General features: G+C 68.7%; 14 protein-coding genes. 10 read left to right on the top strand and 4 right to left on the bottom strand.

Annotated features, from left to right (window positions below):
* Positions 1 to 5: 5 nt before the first annotated feature.
* Entirely contained in the window at positions 6 to 1,508 is a 1,503-nt protein-coding gene (locus J4E04_RS03670; protein ID WP_490149905.1) for a UDP-N-acetylmuramoyl-L-alanyl-D-glutamate--2,6-diaminopimelate ligase, read from the bottom strand.
* A 65-nt stretch (positions 1,509 to 1,573) separates the two neighbouring features.
* Between J4E04_RS03670 and J4E04_RS03675 the strand changes: the two genes are divergently transcribed.
* Both J4E04_RS03675 and J4E04_RS03680 read left to right on the top strand, forming a co-directional pair.
* Positions 1,574 to 2,083, top strand: a complete 510-nt coding sequence (locus J4E04_RS03675) for a GNAT family N-acetyltransferase (RefSeq protein ID WP_197027738.1) — start codon at positions 1,574 to 1,576, stop codon at positions 2,081 to 2,083.
* Positions 2,080 to 2,826: a GTP pyrophosphokinase gene (locus J4E04_RS03680; RefSeq protein WP_081821128.1), complete on the top strand. Its 747-nt coding sequence runs from the start codon at positions 2,080 to 2,082 to the stop codon at positions 2,824 to 2,826. The genes J4E04_RS03675 and J4E04_RS03680 overlap by 4 nt, the downstream gene beginning before the upstream one ends.
* Here J4E04_RS03680 and J4E04_RS03685 read toward each other — a convergent pair.
* Both J4E04_RS03685 and J4E04_RS03690 read right to left on the bottom strand, forming a co-directional pair.
* A complete protein-coding gene (locus J4E04_RS03685; RefSeq protein WP_056441786.1) occupies positions 2,800 to 4,386 on the bottom strand; it encodes an NCS1 family nucleobase:cation symporter-1 in 1,587 nt (528 codons plus the stop codon). The two genes, J4E04_RS03680 and J4E04_RS03685, sit on opposite strands and share 27 nt — an antisense overlap.
* 133 nt (positions 4,387 to 4,519) lie before the next feature.
* Positions 4,520 to 5,221, bottom strand: a complete 702-nt coding sequence (locus tag J4E04_RS03690; protein ID WP_490149906.1) for a GntR family transcriptional regulator — start codon at positions 5,219 to 5,221, stop codon at positions 4,520 to 4,522.
* Between the two features lie 437 nt (positions 5,222 to 5,658).
* Here J4E04_RS03690 and mftF point away from each other — a divergent pair, with 437 nt between their 5' ends.
* The 4 genes from mftF to J4E04_RS03710 all read left to right on the top strand — a co-directional run bounded on the left by mftF (position 5,659) and on the right by J4E04_RS03710 (position 10,625).
* Positions 5,659 to 7,065, top strand: coding sequence for a mycofactocin biosynthesis glycosyltransferase MftF (gene mftF, locus J4E04_RS03695; RefSeq protein WP_027504628.1), 1,407 nt, complete (start codon positions 5,659 to 5,661; stop codon positions 7,063 to 7,065).
* Positions 7,066 to 7,183: 118 nt separating this feature from the next.
* Positions 7,184 to 8,446 carry a sigma-54-dependent transcriptional regulator family protein gene (locus J4E04_RS03700; RefSeq protein WP_490150499.1) on the top strand — a complete coding sequence of 421 codons (1,263 nt, stop codon included), beginning with the start codon at positions 7,184 to 7,186 and terminating at the stop codon, positions 8,444 to 8,446.
* 104 nt (positions 8,447 to 8,550) lie between these two features.
* Positions 8,551 to 10,074, top strand: a complete 1,524-nt coding sequence (adh, locus tag J4E04_RS03705; RefSeq protein WP_027504630.1) for an aldehyde dehydrogenase — start codon at positions 8,551 to 8,553, stop codon at positions 10,072 to 10,074.
* 56 nt (positions 10,075 to 10,130) lie between these two features.
* Positions 10,131 to 10,625: a DUF779 domain-containing protein gene (locus J4E04_RS03710; RefSeq protein WP_037184728.1), complete on the top strand. Its 495-nt coding sequence runs from the start codon at positions 10,131 to 10,133 to the stop codon at positions 10,623 to 10,625.
* A 21-nt stretch (positions 10,626 to 10,646) separates the two neighbouring features.
* Here the strand turns inward: J4E04_RS03710 and J4E04_RS03715 are convergent, their stop codons facing one another.
* On the bottom strand, positions 10,647 to 11,510 hold the full coding sequence (locus J4E04_RS03715) for a type IV toxin-antitoxin system AbiEi family antitoxin domain-containing protein (RefSeq protein ID WP_490149907.1): 864 nt from the start codon (positions 11,508 to 11,510) through the stop codon (positions 10,647 to 10,649).
* A 167-nt stretch (positions 11,511 to 11,677) separates the two neighbouring features.
* Here J4E04_RS03715 and eat point away from each other — a divergent pair, with 167 nt between their 5' ends.
* From eat to J4E04_RS03735, 4 genes are read left to right on the top strand one after another with little or no spacing between them, the layout of a single operon-like run.
* A complete protein-coding gene (eat, locus tag J4E04_RS03720) occupies positions 11,678 to 13,108 on the top strand; it encodes an ethanolamine permease (RefSeq protein WP_027504632.1) in 1,431 nt (476 codons plus the stop codon).
* Positions 13,105 to 14,517 carry an ethanolamine ammonia-lyase subunit EutB gene (locus tag J4E04_RS03725; protein ID WP_490149908.1) on the top strand — a complete coding sequence of 471 codons (1,413 nt, stop codon included), beginning with the start codon at positions 13,105 to 13,107 and terminating at the stop codon, positions 14,515 to 14,517. The genes eat and J4E04_RS03725 overlap by 4 nt, the downstream gene beginning before the upstream one ends.
* Positions 14,514 to 15,239 (top strand): ethanolamine ammonia-lyase subunit EutC, encoded by a 726-nt coding sequence (eutC, locus tag J4E04_RS03730; RefSeq protein WP_307108290.1) that lies wholly within the window; start codon positions 14,514 to 14,516, stop codon positions 15,237 to 15,239. Before J4E04_RS03725 ends, eutC begins: the two co-directional genes overlap by 4 nt.
* A gap of 26 nt (positions 15,240 to 15,265) precedes the next feature.
* On the top strand, positions 15,266 to 16,771 hold the full coding sequence (locus tag J4E04_RS03735; RefSeq protein ID WP_328811240.1) for an amidohydrolase: 1,506 nt from the start codon (positions 15,266 to 15,268) through the stop codon (positions 16,769 to 16,771).
* The last annotated feature ends 307 nt before the right edge of the window (positions 16,772 to 17,078 follow it).

Genomic DNA, 17,078 nt, shown 5'->3' on the forward strand with positions numbered 1-17,078 from the left:
GGGAGTCATCGGGCGACGATCGCGTCGTGCAGTTCGGCATGATCGTCGAAGTACACGGTTCGGGTGCCGAAGTGCTGCCAGGTGTCGCTGCCTCGCCCCGCCACGACGACGGTGTCCCCGGCCGCCGCGTCCGCCACGGCGTGGTGGAATGCTGCGCGCCGGTCCGCGATCTCCACCACGCGGACGCCCCGATCACCGGACCGGGCGCCGCGGACGACGTCGGCGCGAATCGAGTGCGGATCCTCGCCGTTGGCACTCTCGTCCGTGACGACGATGTCGTTCGCATAGGCCGCGGCGACCGTGCCCAGCTCGACGCGCTTGCCCACGTCACGGTCACCGGTCGCCCCGATGACCAGGATCAGGCGCCCCGGGGTGATGCGCCGCAGGTACGGCAGGATCGCGCGCTGGCCGGACACGTTGTGCATGTAGTCGACGAGGGCGGTGAAGTCCTGGCCGGCCGACACGGTCTCGCATCGGCCGGGAATGTTGTGCAGCGCCGAGATGCCGGCGGCCGCACGCTCCGCGTCCACCCCACCGGAGACGAGGGAGGCGAGTGCGACCAGAGCGTTCGCCACCTGGTGGGGGCCGAGAACCTGCAGTGAGAGCGGGATGTCGCCCACCGGGGTCCGGGCGCGGAATCGGGTGCGATGCGTCGTGCAGTCGATGCGATCGGCGCGGAAGTCCGCCGAAGGATCGGACACCGAGCACGTCACCGTCGGCACCGCGCACTCCGACGCGAGCCGCCGCCCGTACTCGTCGTCGATCATGACGACGGCCCGTCCGGTGCGGTCCGGGGTGAACAGCGAGGCCTTGGTCCGGTAGTACTCCTCCATCGAGCCGTGGAAGTCGAGGTGGTCCCGGCCGAGATTGGTGAAGGCGGTGACGGCGAACTCCACTCCGTCGACGCGGTGCTGGGCGATGGCGTGCGACGACACCTCGAGGGCGGCGGCCGTGCATCCGTTGTGGACGAACGTCGACAGCGTGCGTTGGAGCACCGTCGCCTCGGGAGTGGTGCGCACCGGGGCCTCGTCGCTACCGGCGCCGCTGACCGCCACCCCGGAGATCATCCCCGCACGATGACCCGCGGCGCGCAGGCCGGCGTGGTGGAAGTGCGTCGTGCTCGTCTTGCCGTTGGTGCCCGTCGCTCCGAACACGGCCATCGACGAGGACGGGCTCCCGTGGAACCATGCGGCCAGCGGACCGACGACGACCCGCGGATCCGCGACCACGATGCTCGGCAACCGGGTGCCGGGCCGATCGCTGAGCACGGCCACCGCGCCGGCGCGCTGGGCGTCCTCCTCGAAATCGAGACCGTGCCAGCGTGTTCCGGGGAGCGCGACATACAGATCGCCGGGCCGCACCGCACGCGAATCGTCACAGAGATCGTCCACCGTGACCGGCTGGGCGGGACCTGCGACCGATCCGCCCGCGCGGTCGGCGACGTCGACGAGGGACCTCGCCCCTTGGCCACCGGCATGCCGGATCGGACGGCGGGACACGACACTCACCAGGATGCGGTACCCGAAAGTAGAACGCTCAACCACCTCGGTGCGGCACCCGGGACACTGGAGGGGTGAGCGCAGCCGACGGAGACTCCACGCAGGCCCGAGTGGTGCTGAGGACCATGCCCGACGATCGACTTCCCGAATGGGTCGAGCGCAGCCGCGGCGACTACCGCGCCGATCGCGTCCGGGCGGGTGACACCCTCGAACAGGCGACCGACAACGCCGAGCAGAGTTTCTCCGCCTACTTCCCCGACGGTCGTCCGGCACCGCATCATCAGGTGTACGACGTGCTGGACGGCGAGACCGTGGTGGGGTCACTGTGGATCGGGCCCCAGTCGATCGCGACCACGACCGACTGGTGGGTCTGGGACGTCGCCATCGACGAGCGGTACCGGGGTCGCGGTCTCGGCCGGGCGGCGATGCTCCTGGCGGAGGACGCCGTGCGGGAGAACGGCGGAACGGTACTCGGGCTCAACGTCTTCGGCTTCAACACGGCGGCGCGTCGGCTGTACGAGTCGCTGGGGTACGACACCGCGTCCCTCCGGATGCAGAAGGTTCTCCGGAAGGACGCGCGATGAGCGTGGACGAGCCGGTGGTGTTCGACCTCACCGCGGCGCGCGACGAGTTCACCCGCTTCATGATGTCCTACCGCTTCGGCATGCAGGAGCTCACCACCAAGATCGACATCCTGAAGGACGAGTTCACGCACCTGCATTCCTACAGCCCCATCGAGCACGTGGTGTCGCGGCTGAAGACGCCGCGCAGCATCGCCGAGAAGGCCGTGCGCAAGGGGATTCCGTTGACGTTCCAGGCGATTCGCGCCGGTCTGTTCGACATCGCCGGCGTCCGGATCACCTGTAGTTTCATCGCCGACACCTATGCGGTGAAGGAGATGCTGGCGTCGCAGAGCGACATCCGAGTGCTCGAGTTCGAGGACTACATCGCGAATCCGAAGCCCAACGGGTACCGCAGTCTCCACCTCACCATCGAGATTCCGGTGTTCCTGTCCGACCGCACGGAGCACGTCTTCGTGGAGCTGCAGATCCGGACCATCGCGATGGACTTCTGGGCGAGTCTCGAACACAAGATCTTCTACAAGTACGACGGTGAGGTGCCGCAACGCCTGCGGGACGAGTTGCGCGAGGCGGCGATGGCCGCGGGCACGCTCGACATCACGATGGAGCGACTGCACGCCGAGGTGGTCCGTCTCGGCGACGCCCGCACCGACGCCGGCCCCGACTACGAGGAGCTGTTCCTGCGCTCGCTCATGCCGGGACTGGCGCCGGATCCGCGGTCAGGCGGGGACGTTCCGCACCCGTAGCGAGGTCTTCGTGGCCAGCACCCAGTAGAGGGCGAAGCCGATGCCGCAGCCGATGAACCAGCTGTACTGCGCCGCGGTGTGCATTCCGGTGAGGGTGCCGCCCGTGAGCACGGGGAACATCGCGAAGACGGCACCGACGGCGGTGGCGATCAGCGCGGCCGGGTTGTAGCCCTTGGCGTAGTGGTACGTGCCGCTCTCGTCCATGGTGAACAGGTCGTCGACGATGACCTTCTGCTTGCGGATGAGGTAGTAGTCCGCGATGAGGATGCCGAACAGCGGTCCGATGAACGCTCCCAGGGTCTCGAGCGTGTAGTGGATGACGTCGGGATTGTTGTAGAGGTTCCACGGCGTGATGAGCACGGAGCCGACGGCGGCGATCATGCCGCCGGCGCGCCAGCTGATCTTCTGCGGGCTGACGTTGGAGAAGTCGAAGGCCGGCGAGATGAAGTTCGCGACGATGTTGATACCGATCGTGGCGATCGTGAAGGTCAACGCGCCCAACACGATCGCGAAGGTGCTGTCGATGCGCGCCACCGTCGTGACGGGGTCGGTGATGAGCTCGCCGAAGACGGGAACGGTGAGGGACGCGGTGACGACGACGAGGATCGAGAAGAGCAGGAAGTTGACGGGCAGGCCCAGGAAGTTGCCGCGCTTCACGGCGGCGTAGCTCTTTCCGTAGCGCGAGAAGTCGCCGAAGTTGAGCATCGGACCCGAGAAGTAGGAGACGACGAGCGCGATCGCGCCGAGCATGACGGGCACCGCGGCGAACCCCGTGTAGGTGACGTCGCCGAGGTTCAGGTCGATGGCGCTCCAGCCGGCTTCGTGAATCAAGTAGCCGCACAACAGGAACATGACGACGTAGACGGCCGGGCCGCAGAAGTCGATGAACTTGCGGATGGACTCCATGCCGCGCCAGAAGACCGCCGCCTGCAGGACCCACAGGAGCATGAAGCTGCCCCACCCCAGAGTGGACAGTCCCGCGAAGCCGTGGAGGTCTCGGTCCGCCCACGGACCGAGCGCCGGGAACAGCTTGATCAACACGATGTCGAGCGCGGCGGAGGCCAGGAAGGTCTGGATCCCGTACCACGCCACCGCGATCAGTCCTCGGATGATGGCGGGAACGTTGGCCCCGAGGACGCCGAAGACCGATCGACAGATCACCGGGTACGGGACACCTGCGACCTGACTGGGCTTGGCCACCAGGTTGCAGAAGACGTAGACGATCGAGATGCCGACGAGGAGACAGACGAGCACCTGCCAACTGGCCAGTCCCAGCGCGAAAAGGCTGCCCGCGGTGACGTATCCGCCCACGGAGTGCACGTCGGACATCCAGAACGCGAAGATGTTGTAGGACGACCAGGTCTGCTTCCGCAGCGGGGCGAGGTCCTCGTTGGTGAGCCTCGGGTCGTACCCCTCCTTGATCACTCCACCCCCCACCGGATGTCCCTCTGCTGTCGACCCGCCTCCGGCGTACCCGTGTGCCTCGATCAGATCGTTCACACCGGAGCGGGACCCGGGAGGCGGGTCGAACGGGCCGGTGTGCGGAATGGTGTCGGTCATCGTGTCTCCGTCGCTGGTGCGGACCGTGGTCGGTGCTGCGGAGAAGTCTGAGCCCGTTGTATTTCCGTGTCGTGACGAAACCGATATATCTCTTTACCGGCAGGTTTCCGGGTCCGGTCTGTCCGGTTCCGGCTCAGGAGAGCAGGCCGGAACCCGCCGAGAGCGTCGCGATGACGTCGTTCAGCCGCTCGTTGTGGTGCCCCGCCGCCGCCAGGAGTGCGGCCGAGTCGCGGTCGACGAACGCGCGGACCATGACGGAGTGATCGTCGTTCAACGCCGCGCGGTCCGCACCCTTCACGTGCACCATCGGTTGGACCGGCTCCGTGACGTTCCACGCGACGTCGAGCATGTGGAGCAGGCGGTACATCCGGGACGGCGCGGTGAGGGCGACGTGGAACTCGCGGCTCAACCGGTGGTAGCGCTGGGGATCGTCGTCCGCGATCGAGGATCGGAGGTCTCGCTCGATCTGTTCGGCACGGCGCCGTTCCCCGTCGGTGGCGGCCTCGGCCGCCACTGCGAGGGCGGCGTTCTCGAGCACCTCCCGAACGATGTACATCTCGCGCAGTTCCTGAGACGTCAACTGCGCGACCGTGTATCCGAGGTTGGGTCGATGCGACACCAGATTCTCGCCGATGAGGGTCTTCAGCGATTCGCGCACCGGGATGCGGCTGACTCCGAACACGTCGGCGACGTCGCCCAGGGGAATGGGCGTTCCCGGCGGGGCGTCACCCGACAGGATGACCCGGCGGAGTTCGGTGAGGATCTCCTCCTGTGAACCACCCGCGACGTCGCGGGACAGTTTCGCGAGCAGGGCCGAGCGGCGACGCGGCGGCATCGTGACCCCTTCTGCGAACCGGGACGGGACATGGCGACTCTAACCGGGGGAGTCGTCGGACGCTCGCGTGTCGCCGCATCGGTGCGACGAGAGTTGGTGAACGTTCACGTCGGCGGACGCCGGTCGATCGATGCGCTGCCGGGCAGTCGGCTCGCCTGCTCGAACTCGCGGCGCGGGCTCCCCGGTACACGTCGATTAGCCGTGGACGATCCGGTCGGCGGCTGCTCGATCCGAGCGAACCTCAAGTCTCGCTTGACAGTCGAGACCGGGCACACCGACCGGCCGGGGTCACGGCGCGCCGAGCAGCGCCGATGCACGGTGCGCGCGGGGCGGGTGTCCCTCGAACGGACCACAGCGCGATTCCCGCGTCGGCGGGTGTTCGGGCCGATCCTGCCCGACTTATGACAAATACCGAGAAAGGCCCTTACGATGACCCGATGCGCGACGGTCGTCTTCCCGATGGATTCGGAGTGCGTATCGATCCTCGAGTGCGGACTCTCTCGAACGGTCGAGTTCTCCTCGGCGGGTCGCCCACCAGGATGGTGATGCTGGCACCCGCCGCGGCCGCGATGATCGGCGACGGATTCCTGCGGGTGTCCGATCCCGACTCCGCCACGGTGGCGCGTCGACTGCTCGACTCCGGTGTCGCGAACCCCCGGCCGATGAGCACTCCGTCCGCCGCGGACGTGACGGTCGTGATCCCGGTCCGCGACAACCACGAGGGACTGCTGCGGCTGATGCGCGCGCTGCGTGGACTCCGCGTGATCGTCGTGGACGACGGGTCCCGCGTTCCCGTCCGGCACGCCGAGATCGCCGTGGACGAACTGTGTGCCTCGGTCGCGGTGGTGCGGCACGACGCCCCGCGGGGACCGTCCGCGGCGCGCAACGCCGGCCTCGCCGCGGCCACGACCGACTTCGTCGCGTTCCTCGACTCCGACGTGGTGCCGCGCAAGGGCTGGCTCGAAGTCGTCCTCAGTCATTTCTCCGACCCCTCCGTCGGGCTGGTCGCTCCGCGCATCGTGGCGCTCGAGCCGGAGGGCAGTGCGCTCGCCCGCTACGAGCGCGCACGGTCCTCCCTCGATCTCGGTCGCCGGGAGGCCCCGGTGTTCGCGGGTGGCCCGGTGTCGTACGTCCCCAGTGCGGCGGTCGTCGCCCGGCGACGGGCCGTGCTCGACTGCGGAGGCTTCGACGAGGCGATGCACGTGGCCGAGGACGTCGATCTGTGCTGGCGACTGCAGGACGCGGGATGGCGCCTGCGGTACGAGCCGGTGGCCCGCGTCGCCCACGATCACCGCGTCACTCTGCGAAAGTGGTTCGGCCGCAAGCTGTTCTACGGTACCGGTGCCACCGAGCTGGCCTCCCGCCACCACGGGAAGGTGCCGCCCGTGGCCATGGCGCGGTCGACCCTGCTCGCACTGCTGCTGGCCGCCTCGGGGACGCGTGCGGGCATGGTCGGTGCGCTGGTCACGCTGATCACCACGGTGGTCCGCCTACGGCGCCTGTTCGTCGATCTGGATCACCCCACTCGCCTCGCCGCGGTGTTCGCGGCACGCGGAACCGTCGGGGGCGCTTGGCAGTTGGCCTCCGCGGCGGTGCGGCACTACTGGCCGGTCACGCTGGTGGCCGTGCTGTTCTCCCGGCGCATCCGACGTCTGGCGCTGGCCATCGCGGTGGCGGAGGGTGTGCGGGACTGGGTCGAGCACCGGGAGCCGGGCGGCCTCGGTCCGGTGCGCTACGCGGCGTACAAGCGCATCGACGACGTCGCCTACGGCACCGGACTCTGGGTGGGTGCCGTGTCGCACCGCGACCCCCGTGCTCTGGTGCCGCGTCTCGGCAACCAGTAGTCCCTGCCAGCCGCTCTGTGAGCTGGGTTACAGTGGAGGCCGGTCGAGTGTGCCGATCTGCCGGGCGAGGCTGTTGACGGAAGCGGGGTCTGTGGTGACGGTCAATCCGTGGGTCGCGATGAGGCCCGGGGACGACGCCGCCACGCTCGCGCGCTCCGTCTCCCGCGCTCACGAGACCTTTGTCGGGCCGGGCCTGTCGACCGTGGGACTCGCCCGTCCCGTCGATCCCCAGTCGCCCGTGCGGTCCGTCGTTCTCGACTCCTGGCTGCGCAGCCGCGACATGGGCGTCGACCCCGATCGTGGTGCGGACGATCTCCTCGACGACGTCACGCTCGCGCAGTACCGCGCCGATCACCCGATGTCCGTCATCCGACCCGTGGTGCGCAAGCTCCTCGTCGAGGACGCCGCCGACACCGGCCTTCTCGTGGCCATCACCGACGCGTCGGGCCGGCTGCTGTGGGTCGAGGGCGACACCGCGGCGAAGGATCGCGCGAACGCCATGAACTTCACCGAGGGCGCTGACTGGAGCGAGGCGCGGATGGGCACCAACGCCCCCGGCACCGCGCTGGCCATCGATCACTGCGTGCAGATCTTCGCCGCCGAGCACTTCTCGCGGCCCGTGCACGAGTGGAGTTGCAGTGCAGCCCCCGTCCACCACCCCGTCACCGGCCGCATCCTGGGGGCCATCGACATCACGGGCGGTCCGCGCGTCGCGGTTCCCGAGGTGCTCTCGTTGGTCCGCGCGACGGTGGCGGCGGCCGAGTCCGAACTGCGATTGCATCTGCTCGAGTCCCCGCGTCCCGATCTCGACACCGGAGTCCGGCTGGAGGTGCTCGGAGCCGGGCGCCCGTCGTTGGTCCGCGGCGGTGAACGCGTCGCCCTGTCCGGACGGCACGCCGAGATGCTGCTGCTGTTGCGGGCACATCCCGAGGGGCTGAGCTCCGACCATCTCGCCGCGCTGCTCGACGAGAACGAGCTGGACTCGGTCACTGTTCGAGCCGAGATGTCGCGCCTGCGCAAGGTTTTCGGTGCCGACGGTGTGGCCTCGCGGCCCTATCGACTGGTGGCGGAACTGTCGTCGGACGTCGAGGACGTGCGGGCGGCTCTCGACCGCGGGGACGTCGACGCGGCGCTGCGGCTCTACTCCGGCGTGGTGCTCCCGTCGTCGTACGCCCCGGGTATCGCGGAGATCCGCGAGGAGTTGCGAGTGCGCGTCCAGGCGGCGCTGCTGCGGTCCGGTGACCCGGTGCTGCTCGCGCGGTGGACGGCGTCGGTGCACGGCCGCGAGGACGCCGCCGCGTGGTCGGCCTACCTCGCCACGCTCAGCCCGTCCTCGGCGCTGTACGGGCAGGTACAGGCTCGCCTCGCCCTGCTGGGCTGACCGAGTCGGCTCTGCAACGGTCATGCAACCGTCGTCGACCTAGTGTCCTGCATCACAGCCCCCGATGACCGTGGGGGTGGATCACCGATGAAGGAGCATGTTCGATGACTGTCTTCGCTCGCCCGGGTACGCCCGACGCCGCCATGTCTTTCGAGGCCCGCTACGACAACTGGATCGGCAACGAGTGGGTCGCTCCGGTCAAGGGTCAGTACTTCGAGAACCCGACGCCCGTCACGGGACAGAACTTCTGCGAGATCGCGCGCTCCACCGCCGAGGACATCGACCTCGCCCTGGACGCCGCACACAAGGCCGCGCCGGCGTGGGGCAAGACCTCGCCCGCCGAGCGCGCCGTCATCCTGAACAAGATCGCCGACCGCATCGCCGAGAACCTCGACTCCATCGCGCTCGCCGAGTCGTGGGACAACGGCAAGCCGATCCGCGAGACGCTCAACGCCGACATCCCGCTCGCGATCGATCACTTCCGCTACTTCGCCGGATGCATTCGTGCGCAAGAGGGTTCGCTGTCCGAGATCGACAGTGACACCGTCGCGTACCACTTCCACGAGCCGCTCGGCGTCGTCGGCCAGATCATCCCGTGGAACTTCCCGATCCTGATGGCCGTGTGGAAGCTCGCCCCCGCACTCGCCGCCGGCAACGCTGTCGTCCTCAAGCCGGCCGAGCAGACACCCGCGTCGATCATGTACCTGATCAGCGTCATCGGTGACCTGCTGCCTCCGGGCGTGCTCAACATCGTCAACGGCTTCGGCACCGAGGCAGGCAAGCCCCTCGCGTCGAGCCCGCGCATCAAGAAGATCGCCTTCACCGGTGAGACCACGACCGGGCGCCTGATCATGCAGTACGCCTCGCAGAACCTCATCCCGGTGACGCTCGAGCTCGGTGGCAAGAGCCCCAACATCTTCTTCTCCGACGTGCTGTCGCAGAACGACGACTACCAGGACAAGGCCCTCGAGGGCTTCACGATGTTCGCCCTCAACCAGGGCGAGGTCTGCACCTGCCCGTCGCGTTCGCTGATCCAGCAGGACATCTACGACGACTTCCTTGCACTCGCCGCGATCCGCACCAAGGCCGTCCGCCAGGGTGATCCGCTGGACACCGAGACGATGATCGGCGCCCAGGCCTCGAACGACCAGCTCGAGAAGATCCTGTCGTACATCGAGATCGGCAAGGGCGAGGGCGCCAAGATCGTCACGGGCGGCGAGCGCGCGCAGCTCGGCGGCGACCTCAACGGCGGCTACTACGTGCAGCCCACCATCTTCACCGGCAAGAACAACATGCGCATCTTCCAGGAGGAGATCTTCGGACCCGTCGTCTCGGTCACCTCGTTCACCGACTACGCCAACGCCATCGAGATCGCCAACGACACGCTGTACGGCCTCGGCGCCGGTGTCTGGTCGCGTGACGGCGGCGTCGCCTACCGCGCCGGCCGCGACATCCAGGCCGGTCGTGTGTGGACCAACACGTACCACCAGTACCCGGCCCACGCGGCCTTCGGTGGCTACAAGCAGTCGGGAATCGGCCGCGAGAACCACAAGATGATGCTCGACCACTACCAGCAGACCAAGAACCTGCTGGTGAGCTACGCCCCGAAGGCTCAGGGCTTCTTCTGATGCAGCCGAACCACGGGTCGGCACCGCCTCCGAGGCTCAAAGCAACCGCCGGGGCGATGGAGCTTCTCCGTCGCCTCGGCGGGCTCCACGGCGCGCTGATGATGCATCAGAGCGGCGGATGCTGCGACGGGTCGTCGCCGATGTGTTACCCCGCAGGCGAATTCATCGTCGGGGACCGCGACGTCCTGCTCGGGCTCCTCGACCTGCGCGCGGAGGTGGGCACCGTCGCGGACGACCTGCCGAGCGACGGCGACGCCGTTCCGGTGTGGATCTCCGGGTCGCAGTTCCAGGCGTGGAAGCACACCCAGATGGTGCTCGACGTGGTGCCGGGCCGGGGCAGCGGCTTCTCCCTCGAGACGCCGGAGGGGTTGCGGTTCCTCAGTCGTGGCCGGGCCTACACCCCCGAGGAGAACGCGGAACTCGAGTCGCAGGACCCCATCACCGGCGCGCAGTGGGAGGAGGGCGCTCGCCCGCCCGTCCCCACCGAGTCGATCGTGGTCGCCGAGGCCGTCGACGCCTGTCCGGTGCCAGGGATGGCGATACAGGGTTGAGTCGGGTGCGCTGAGCCGCGGTCACCGCGGTTCAGCGCACCGTCGGAGCGTCGCTCGGACCTCGGCGATCACCTCGTCGGGTCTCTGCGTGAGGTCGCGCCAGGTGTACCGCAGCACCGTCCACTCCTGGACGACGACGTTCTGCCGAGTTCGGTCTCGGTGAAAGGCGGTGGGGTCCGAATGGAAGGCCCAGCCGTCGATCTCGATGCAGACGCGTTCGTCGAGGAACACGAAGTCCAGCACGTACCCGCGCCACGGGAAGTTGACCATGAACCCCGTGATGCGTCCACTGCGCATCACGGTGACGAAGAGGCGCTCGGCTTCCGACCGAGTTCCTCCCTCCGCTGCCACGAGAAGCTTCTCGGCCGCGGGGGCGCCCCGTCGCCGGGGATTTCGATCGTGTGCGCGCCGGAGCACGGACGGCGACATCCGCCCGCGAAGGGCCACGTCGACGATGCCCATGCCCATCTCCTCGGACGCTTCGAGAACCGTGAGACCCGACGCCGTGACGCGGATTCCGCGAATTGCGACCACGTCGGCGGGGTCGAGGTTCCGTCGTCGCACCCGAACACCCGACGGCGCCCTGCTCCGTCCTCCGCGCGGGACCGTGACATCGACGATGCGTGGTGCAACCGAAACGAATCCGTGCCAGTACGCGGCACTCGCCGACGTCACAACCGCCCCGTCGCCGGCCCAGTATGCGGCGCACCGCACCCGAGCGGCGTCCGTCCACGGTCTGTCGCAGGCGACGTAGACACCGCGCGTGACCCGGCGCCAATGGCCCGCTCGGACGCGCCGATCGATCGCGTCCTGGCTCATCCCGGCGTCGTGAGCCTGTGTCGCGGTGATGACACCGTCGTGGAGCGCGAGAAGTCGATCGATCACAGGCGTTGGACGGCCGCGTCGGCTCTCCTGGTTCCGCCGGGTGCGCGGGGCCGCGGTTACCGCGGGTCAGCGCACCGTCCAGTGGAAAAACAACCGCAACGTCCCCGCAACAGAGAAGTCCTAGCCTCACCCTCACCACCCGCTCACACTCCGAAAGAGGCTCACCCATGGCCGTGAAGGAACCGCGCCCCGTAGCGTCCGATTCTCAGGCAGAATCGTCCGACTACCTGGCCAAGCGCACGCTCAAGACCGGCAGCGCGGGGTGGGTGCTGCTGGCAGGGTTGGGCGTCAGCTACGTCATCTCGGGTGACTATTCGGGGTGGAACTTCGGGCTCGAGCAGGGTGGTTTCGGTGGTCTGCTGATCGCGGGCATCCTGATCGCCGGCATGTACCTGGCGATGGTGCTGGGCATGGCGGAGATGTCGTCTGCGCTCCCGGCCGCGGGCGGCGGATACACGTTCGCCCGGCGCGCGCTCGGACCGTGGGGCGGATTCGCCACCGGCACAGCCATTCTCATCGAGTATGCCATCGCCCCCGCGGCCATCGCGACCTTCATCGGCGCCTACGTCGAGTCGCTCGGCCTGTTCGGGATCACCGACGGGTGGTGGGTGTACCTCGCCGTCTACGCCATCTTCATCGGCGTGCACCTCGCCGGTGTCGGTGAAGCGCTGAAGGTCATGTTCGTCATCACCGGCATCGCTCTCGTAGGCCTCGTCATCTTCGCTGTCGCCGCGATCTTCCAGTTCGACGCCTCCAACCTCACCGACATCGCCCCGACGGATGCCGCGGGCGCCTCGAGTTTCCTGCCGATGGGGTACCTGGGGATCTGGGCCGCGGTGCCGTTCGCGATCTGGTTCTTCCTCGCGATCGAGGGCGTGCCGCTCGCGGCCGAGGAAGCGAAGGATCCGGCGCGCAACGTGCCACGCGGCATCATCGCCGCCATGGCGGTGCTGCTGGTGACCGCCACCGCCATGCTGATCCTCGTGACGGGCGCCGGCGGAGCCGACGCGATGCAGGCGTCGGGCAACCCGTTGGTGGAGGCGCTGGGAGACAGCGGCGCCGCGACGGTGGTCAACTACATCGGCCTCGCCGGTCTGATCGCCAGCTTCTTCTCCATCATGTACGCCTACTCCCGGCAGCTGTTCGCGCTGAGCCGCGCCGGCTACCTGCCGAAGTCCATGTCGGTGGTCAACAGCCGGAAGGCGCCGACGCTGGCGCTGATCGTGCCCGGCATCATCGGCTTTGCCCTGACGTTCACCGGCAAGGGCTCGATGTTGTTGAACATGGCCGTCTTCGGGGCAGCGCTGAGCTACGTTCTGATGATGGTGAGCCACATCGTGCTGCGTCGCCGCGAGCCCGACATGCCGCGCCCGTACCGCACGCCGGGCGGCACGGTCACGACCGGATTCGCGCTCGTCATCGCGGCCTTCGCCGTGATCGCGACGTTCCTCGTGGACAGCCAGGCGGCGCTGTGGTGCCTGGTCGTCTTCGCGCTCTTCATGGTCTACTTCGGCGTCTACAGCCGCCATCACCTGGTGGCCAATTCTCCGGACGAGGAGTTCGCGGCGCTCGCCGCTGCCGAGGACGAACTCGGGTGAGCACCTACCACCAGCAGATCTCGGGATCGACCTACACCTTCGACGGTCTCGTCGAGGTCATGGCGAAGGCCACCCCGGCGCGATCGGGCGACCAACTCGCAGGCTGCGCGGCGGAGTCGGACGCCGAACGTGCCGCCGCCGCCTGGGTTCTGGCGGATCTCCCGTTGCAGACTTTCCTCGACGAGCAGGTGGTGCCGTACGAGAGCGACGAGGTCACCCGCCTCATCATCGACAGCCATGACGCGCAGGCATTCGACGCGGTCTCTCATCTGACGGTGGGCGGTCTGCGGGACTGGTTGCTCACGGTCGCAGCGGAACCCGACAGCGCCCGGACACTGCGGGACGTCGCGCCCGGCCTCACCCCGGAGATGGTGGCCGCGACGAGCAAGATCATGCGCAACCAGGATCTCATCGCGGTGGCGCGGGCGGCGACGGTGATCTCGGCGTTCCGCACCACCATCGGTCTGCCCGGAACGATGGCCACCCGCCTGCAGCCCAATCATCCGACGGACGACCCGCACGGAATCGCCGCGGCGACGCTCGACGGTCTGCTGATGGGCTCGGGCGACGCCGTCATCGGCATCAACCCGGCGACCGACTCACCTGCTGCGACAGCCGATCTGCTGTACCTGCTGGACGAGATCCGGCAGCGTTTCGAGATCCCGGTGCAGTCGTGCGTGCTGTCCCACGTCACCACCACCGTGGATCTCATCGGCAAGGGTGTCCCGGTGGATCTCGTGTTCCAGTCCATCGCCGGAACGGAGGGGGCGAACTCCAGTTTCGGGGTGACGGTGCCGATGCTCCTCGAGGCGAACGAGGCGGGAAAGTCGTTGCACCGCGGCACCGTCGGGAACAACGTCATGTACCTGGAAACGGGCCAGGGTTCGGCGCTGTCCGCGAACTCGCACTTCGGGACCGGGGGCAAGCCGGTCGATCAGCAGACGCTCGAGACCCGCGCGTACGGGTTGGCCCGCGCTCTGGATCCGCTGTTGGTCAACACCGTCGTGGGCTTCATCGGACCCGAGTACCTCTACGACGGCAAGCAGATCATCCGCGCCGGCCTCGAGGACCACTTCTGCGGCAAGATCCTGGGTCTGCCCATGGGTGTCGACGTCTGCTACACCAACCATGCCGAAGCGGATCAGGACGACATGGACACCCTGTTGACGCTGCTCGGTGCCGCGGGCGCCGCCTTCGTCATCGCCGTGCCGGGTGCCGACGACATCATGCTCGGCTACCAGAGCCTGTCCTTCCACGATGCCCTCTACGTCCGGCAGGTGTTGGGCCTCAAGCCCGCTCCCGAGTTCCAGGCGTGGATGCACCGGCTGGGGATGACAGACGACGCGGGGCGGGTCCTGCCCGTCGACGCCGCGTCGTCGCCGCTGCGAGCACTGACGACGCCGGCATGAGCACACCGGACTTCTGGACCGACCTGCGTGTCACGACGCAGGCGCGCATCGGGCTCGGCCGGGCGGGGGACGCCCTGCCGACGACGCGGGTGCTCGAGTTCCGGGCCGCCCACGCCGCGGCGCGGGACGCGGTCCACATGCCGCTCGACACCGACAGCTTCGCTCGGGAGATCGCCGCCGTCGGACTCGGTGATCCGGTGGTCGTGTCCAGCAAGGCGTCCACCCGCAGCGAGTATCTGCGTCGTCCCGATCTGGGACGGCAGCCCGAGGACCTGTCAGGCGTCGACACGGTCGACGCGGACATCGGAATCGTGTTGTGCGACGGTCTGTCCCCGCGGGCACTGATGGATCACGGTGCGGGTCTGCTCGCTGCGCTGAAGGAGTCGCTGGGTACGTTCACGATCGCGTCCCCGGTGATCGCGACCCAGGCCAGGGTGGCGCTGGGTGACCACGTGGGCGCTGCGCTCGGGGTGTCCACGCTGATCGTCGTCATCGGCGAGCGTCCCGGTCTCTCGGTGGCGGACAGCCTCGGCATCTATCTGACGCACGGTCCGAAGCCGGGCCGCAACGATTCCGAGCGCAACTGCATCTCGAACATCCACCCGCCCGGCGGCATGCACTACGACCACGCGGCGCGGGTGACGGCATCGTTGGTCGCGGGTGCGCGCACGCTCGGGCGGTCCGGCGTCGATCTCAAGGACTCCTCTCGCGAACTGACCTGACCCGCGCACCGTTAGGGTCTGACATCGTGCTGCTGCAACGTGTGCGCGTCGATCCCGCGCGGGACGACCTCTCGGACGTCCGCATCGTCGACGACCTGGTGAGCGAGATCTCGGCACCCGGGGAGCGCCTGACTCCCGCCTCCGCCGAGACCGTCGTCGACGGGCGCGGGGGAGTGGTGCTGCCCGGGTTCGTCGACGGGCACCTGCACATGGCGCAGTGGGCACTCGCGCGCCGCCGACTGGACGTCGGCGCGGCCACCAGTGCACGGCACCTCGTCGACCTGCTGGTGGCGTCGGGCCTCACCGGCGACGTTCGTGCACAGGGCTTCCGGGGTGCCCTCTGGCCGGACGCACCGCACAAGGACATGCTCGAGGCCGCGCTGCCGGGTGTGTCCGTCGCGGTGACGAGCATGGATCTGCACACCGTCTGGCTCTCCCCGGCGTTGCTGCGCGAGCTCGCGGTCGATCACCCCACCGGTGTCTTCCGCGATCACGACGCCATCGCGATCGCGAGTGCCGTCGACGCGCGTGTCGGTACGGGGGTGCTCGACGAGTACGTGTGCGAGGCGACCGAGGATCTCGCCGCGCGGGGCGTGACCGAGGTCCTCGACTTCGAGTTCGACGACAACCTCACCGCGTGGACGCGGCGCTTCGCCTCCGGTCGTCCGGCGGTGCGGGTGAGCGCGTCGACGTGGCCGACGTGGCTCGACGAGACTCTGGCGGCCGGACACCGGACCGGCGACGTCGCCGCGGACACGGGCCGCATGCTCCGCATGGGGCCGCTGAAGATCATGGCCGACGGGTCGCTCAACACGCGGACGGCCTGCTGCCACGACCCCTATCCCGACGCGGGGCACGCGGCGCCGGCGACGCACGACGCCGAGGCACACGGGCTGCTGCTCGTCGACCATCCGGAGCTGGTGCGATTGATCTCGCGCGCGGCGGGCGGTGGGATCGCCGCCGCGGTGCACGCCATCGGTGACCGCGCCAACACCGTCGTGCTCGACGCCTTCGAGACCGTGCGCGCGCTCATGGACTCGGGTGCTCTCCCCGTCGTCGGTGGACGCGTCGAGCACGCGCAGCAGGTCCGCCCGGAAGACCTGGACCGGTTCGCGGCGCTGGGCGTCGTCGCCTCTGTCCAGCCTCAGCACGCGGTGACCGACCGCGACGTCGCCGACGTGCTGTGGTCCGGCCGACGATCGATCGCGTACGGCTACCACTCGCTGCACCGCCACGGCGCGCTGCTGCAGTTCGGGTCCGACGCTCCCGTCTCCCCGCCCGATCCGCGGTCGGCCGTCGCCGACGCCGTGTTCCGCACCGACGACGAGCGACCGTCCTGGCATCCGGGCGAGGCGGTGCCGATGGACGTCGCACTGCGGGCGGCATCGGGTGGGCGCGCAGGTGTCGACGTCGGATCCGCCGCCGATCTCGTCGTGCTCGCCGAGTCCCCGTACGTCCTGTCGAACGCCGACCTGCGGTCCGTTCCGGTGATCGCCACGATCAGCGGTGGGCGCGCGACCCACGTGTCCTGAGCCTTCGCCACCGTGTCGGAGACACACGCGGTGGCCGAGCAACCCGACCAGTGTCGCTACCCGGCGGTAGTGTCGATGTGTGACAACAGTCTCGCGGTGTGGGTGCATGTTCCACGCCCGGTCGACGCCGCCGGGAGCGTCGCGGGCCGCATTCGGCGCGTCGGTGGGCCACGGGCGGCGCCTGTTCGGTGGAAAGTCCGACAATCCCTCCGGAAACGGGATCGTCGACCGTTTTCGTGCCATTCCTCGTGACGGGGTTGGGGACCGTGTTCCGAGGGCGTCGTCCCTGCTCACACACCCTTTTCTC

The organism is Rhodococcus sp. NFXS4, from assembly GCF_058139645.1.

What these genes read in the sequence shown, in the direction of transcription:
- eutC (WP_307108290.1), top strand. Translation starts at nt 14,514, where the DNA reads ATGAGCACACCGGACTTCTGGACCGACCTGCGTGTCACGACGCAGGCG.
- J4E04_RS03680 (WP_081821128.1), top strand. Translation starts at nt 2,080, where the DNA reads ATGAGCGTGGACGAGCCGGTGGTGTTCGACCTCACCGCGGCGCGCGAC.
- J4E04_RS03690 (WP_490149906.1), bottom strand. Translation starts at nt 5,221, where the DNA reads ATGCCGCCGCGTCGCCGCTCGGCCCTGCTCGCGAAACTGTCCCGCGAC.
- adh (WP_027504630.1), top strand. Translation starts at nt 8,551, where the DNA reads ATGACTGTCTTCGCTCGCCCGGGTACGCCCGACGCCGCCATGTCTTTC.
- J4E04_RS03710 (WP_037184728.1), top strand. Translation starts at nt 10,131, where the DNA reads ATGGAGCTTCTCCGTCGCCTCGGCGGGCTCCACGGCGCGCTGATGATG.
- J4E04_RS03685 (WP_056441786.1), bottom strand. Translation starts at nt 4,386, where the DNA reads ATGACCGACACCATTCCGCACACCGGCCCGTTCGACCCGCCTCCCGGG.
- J4E04_RS03700 (WP_490150499.1), top strand. Translation starts at nt 7,184, where the DNA reads ATGAGGCCCGGGGACGACGCCGCCACGCTCGCGCGCTCCGTCTCCCGC.
- eat (WP_027504632.1), top strand. Translation starts at nt 11,678, where the DNA reads ATGGCCGTGAAGGAACCGCGCCCCGTAGCGTCCGATTCTCAGGCAGAA.
- mftF (WP_027504628.1), top strand. Translation starts at nt 5,659, where the DNA reads ATGCGCGACGGTCGTCTTCCCGATGGATTCGGAGTGCGTATCGATCCT.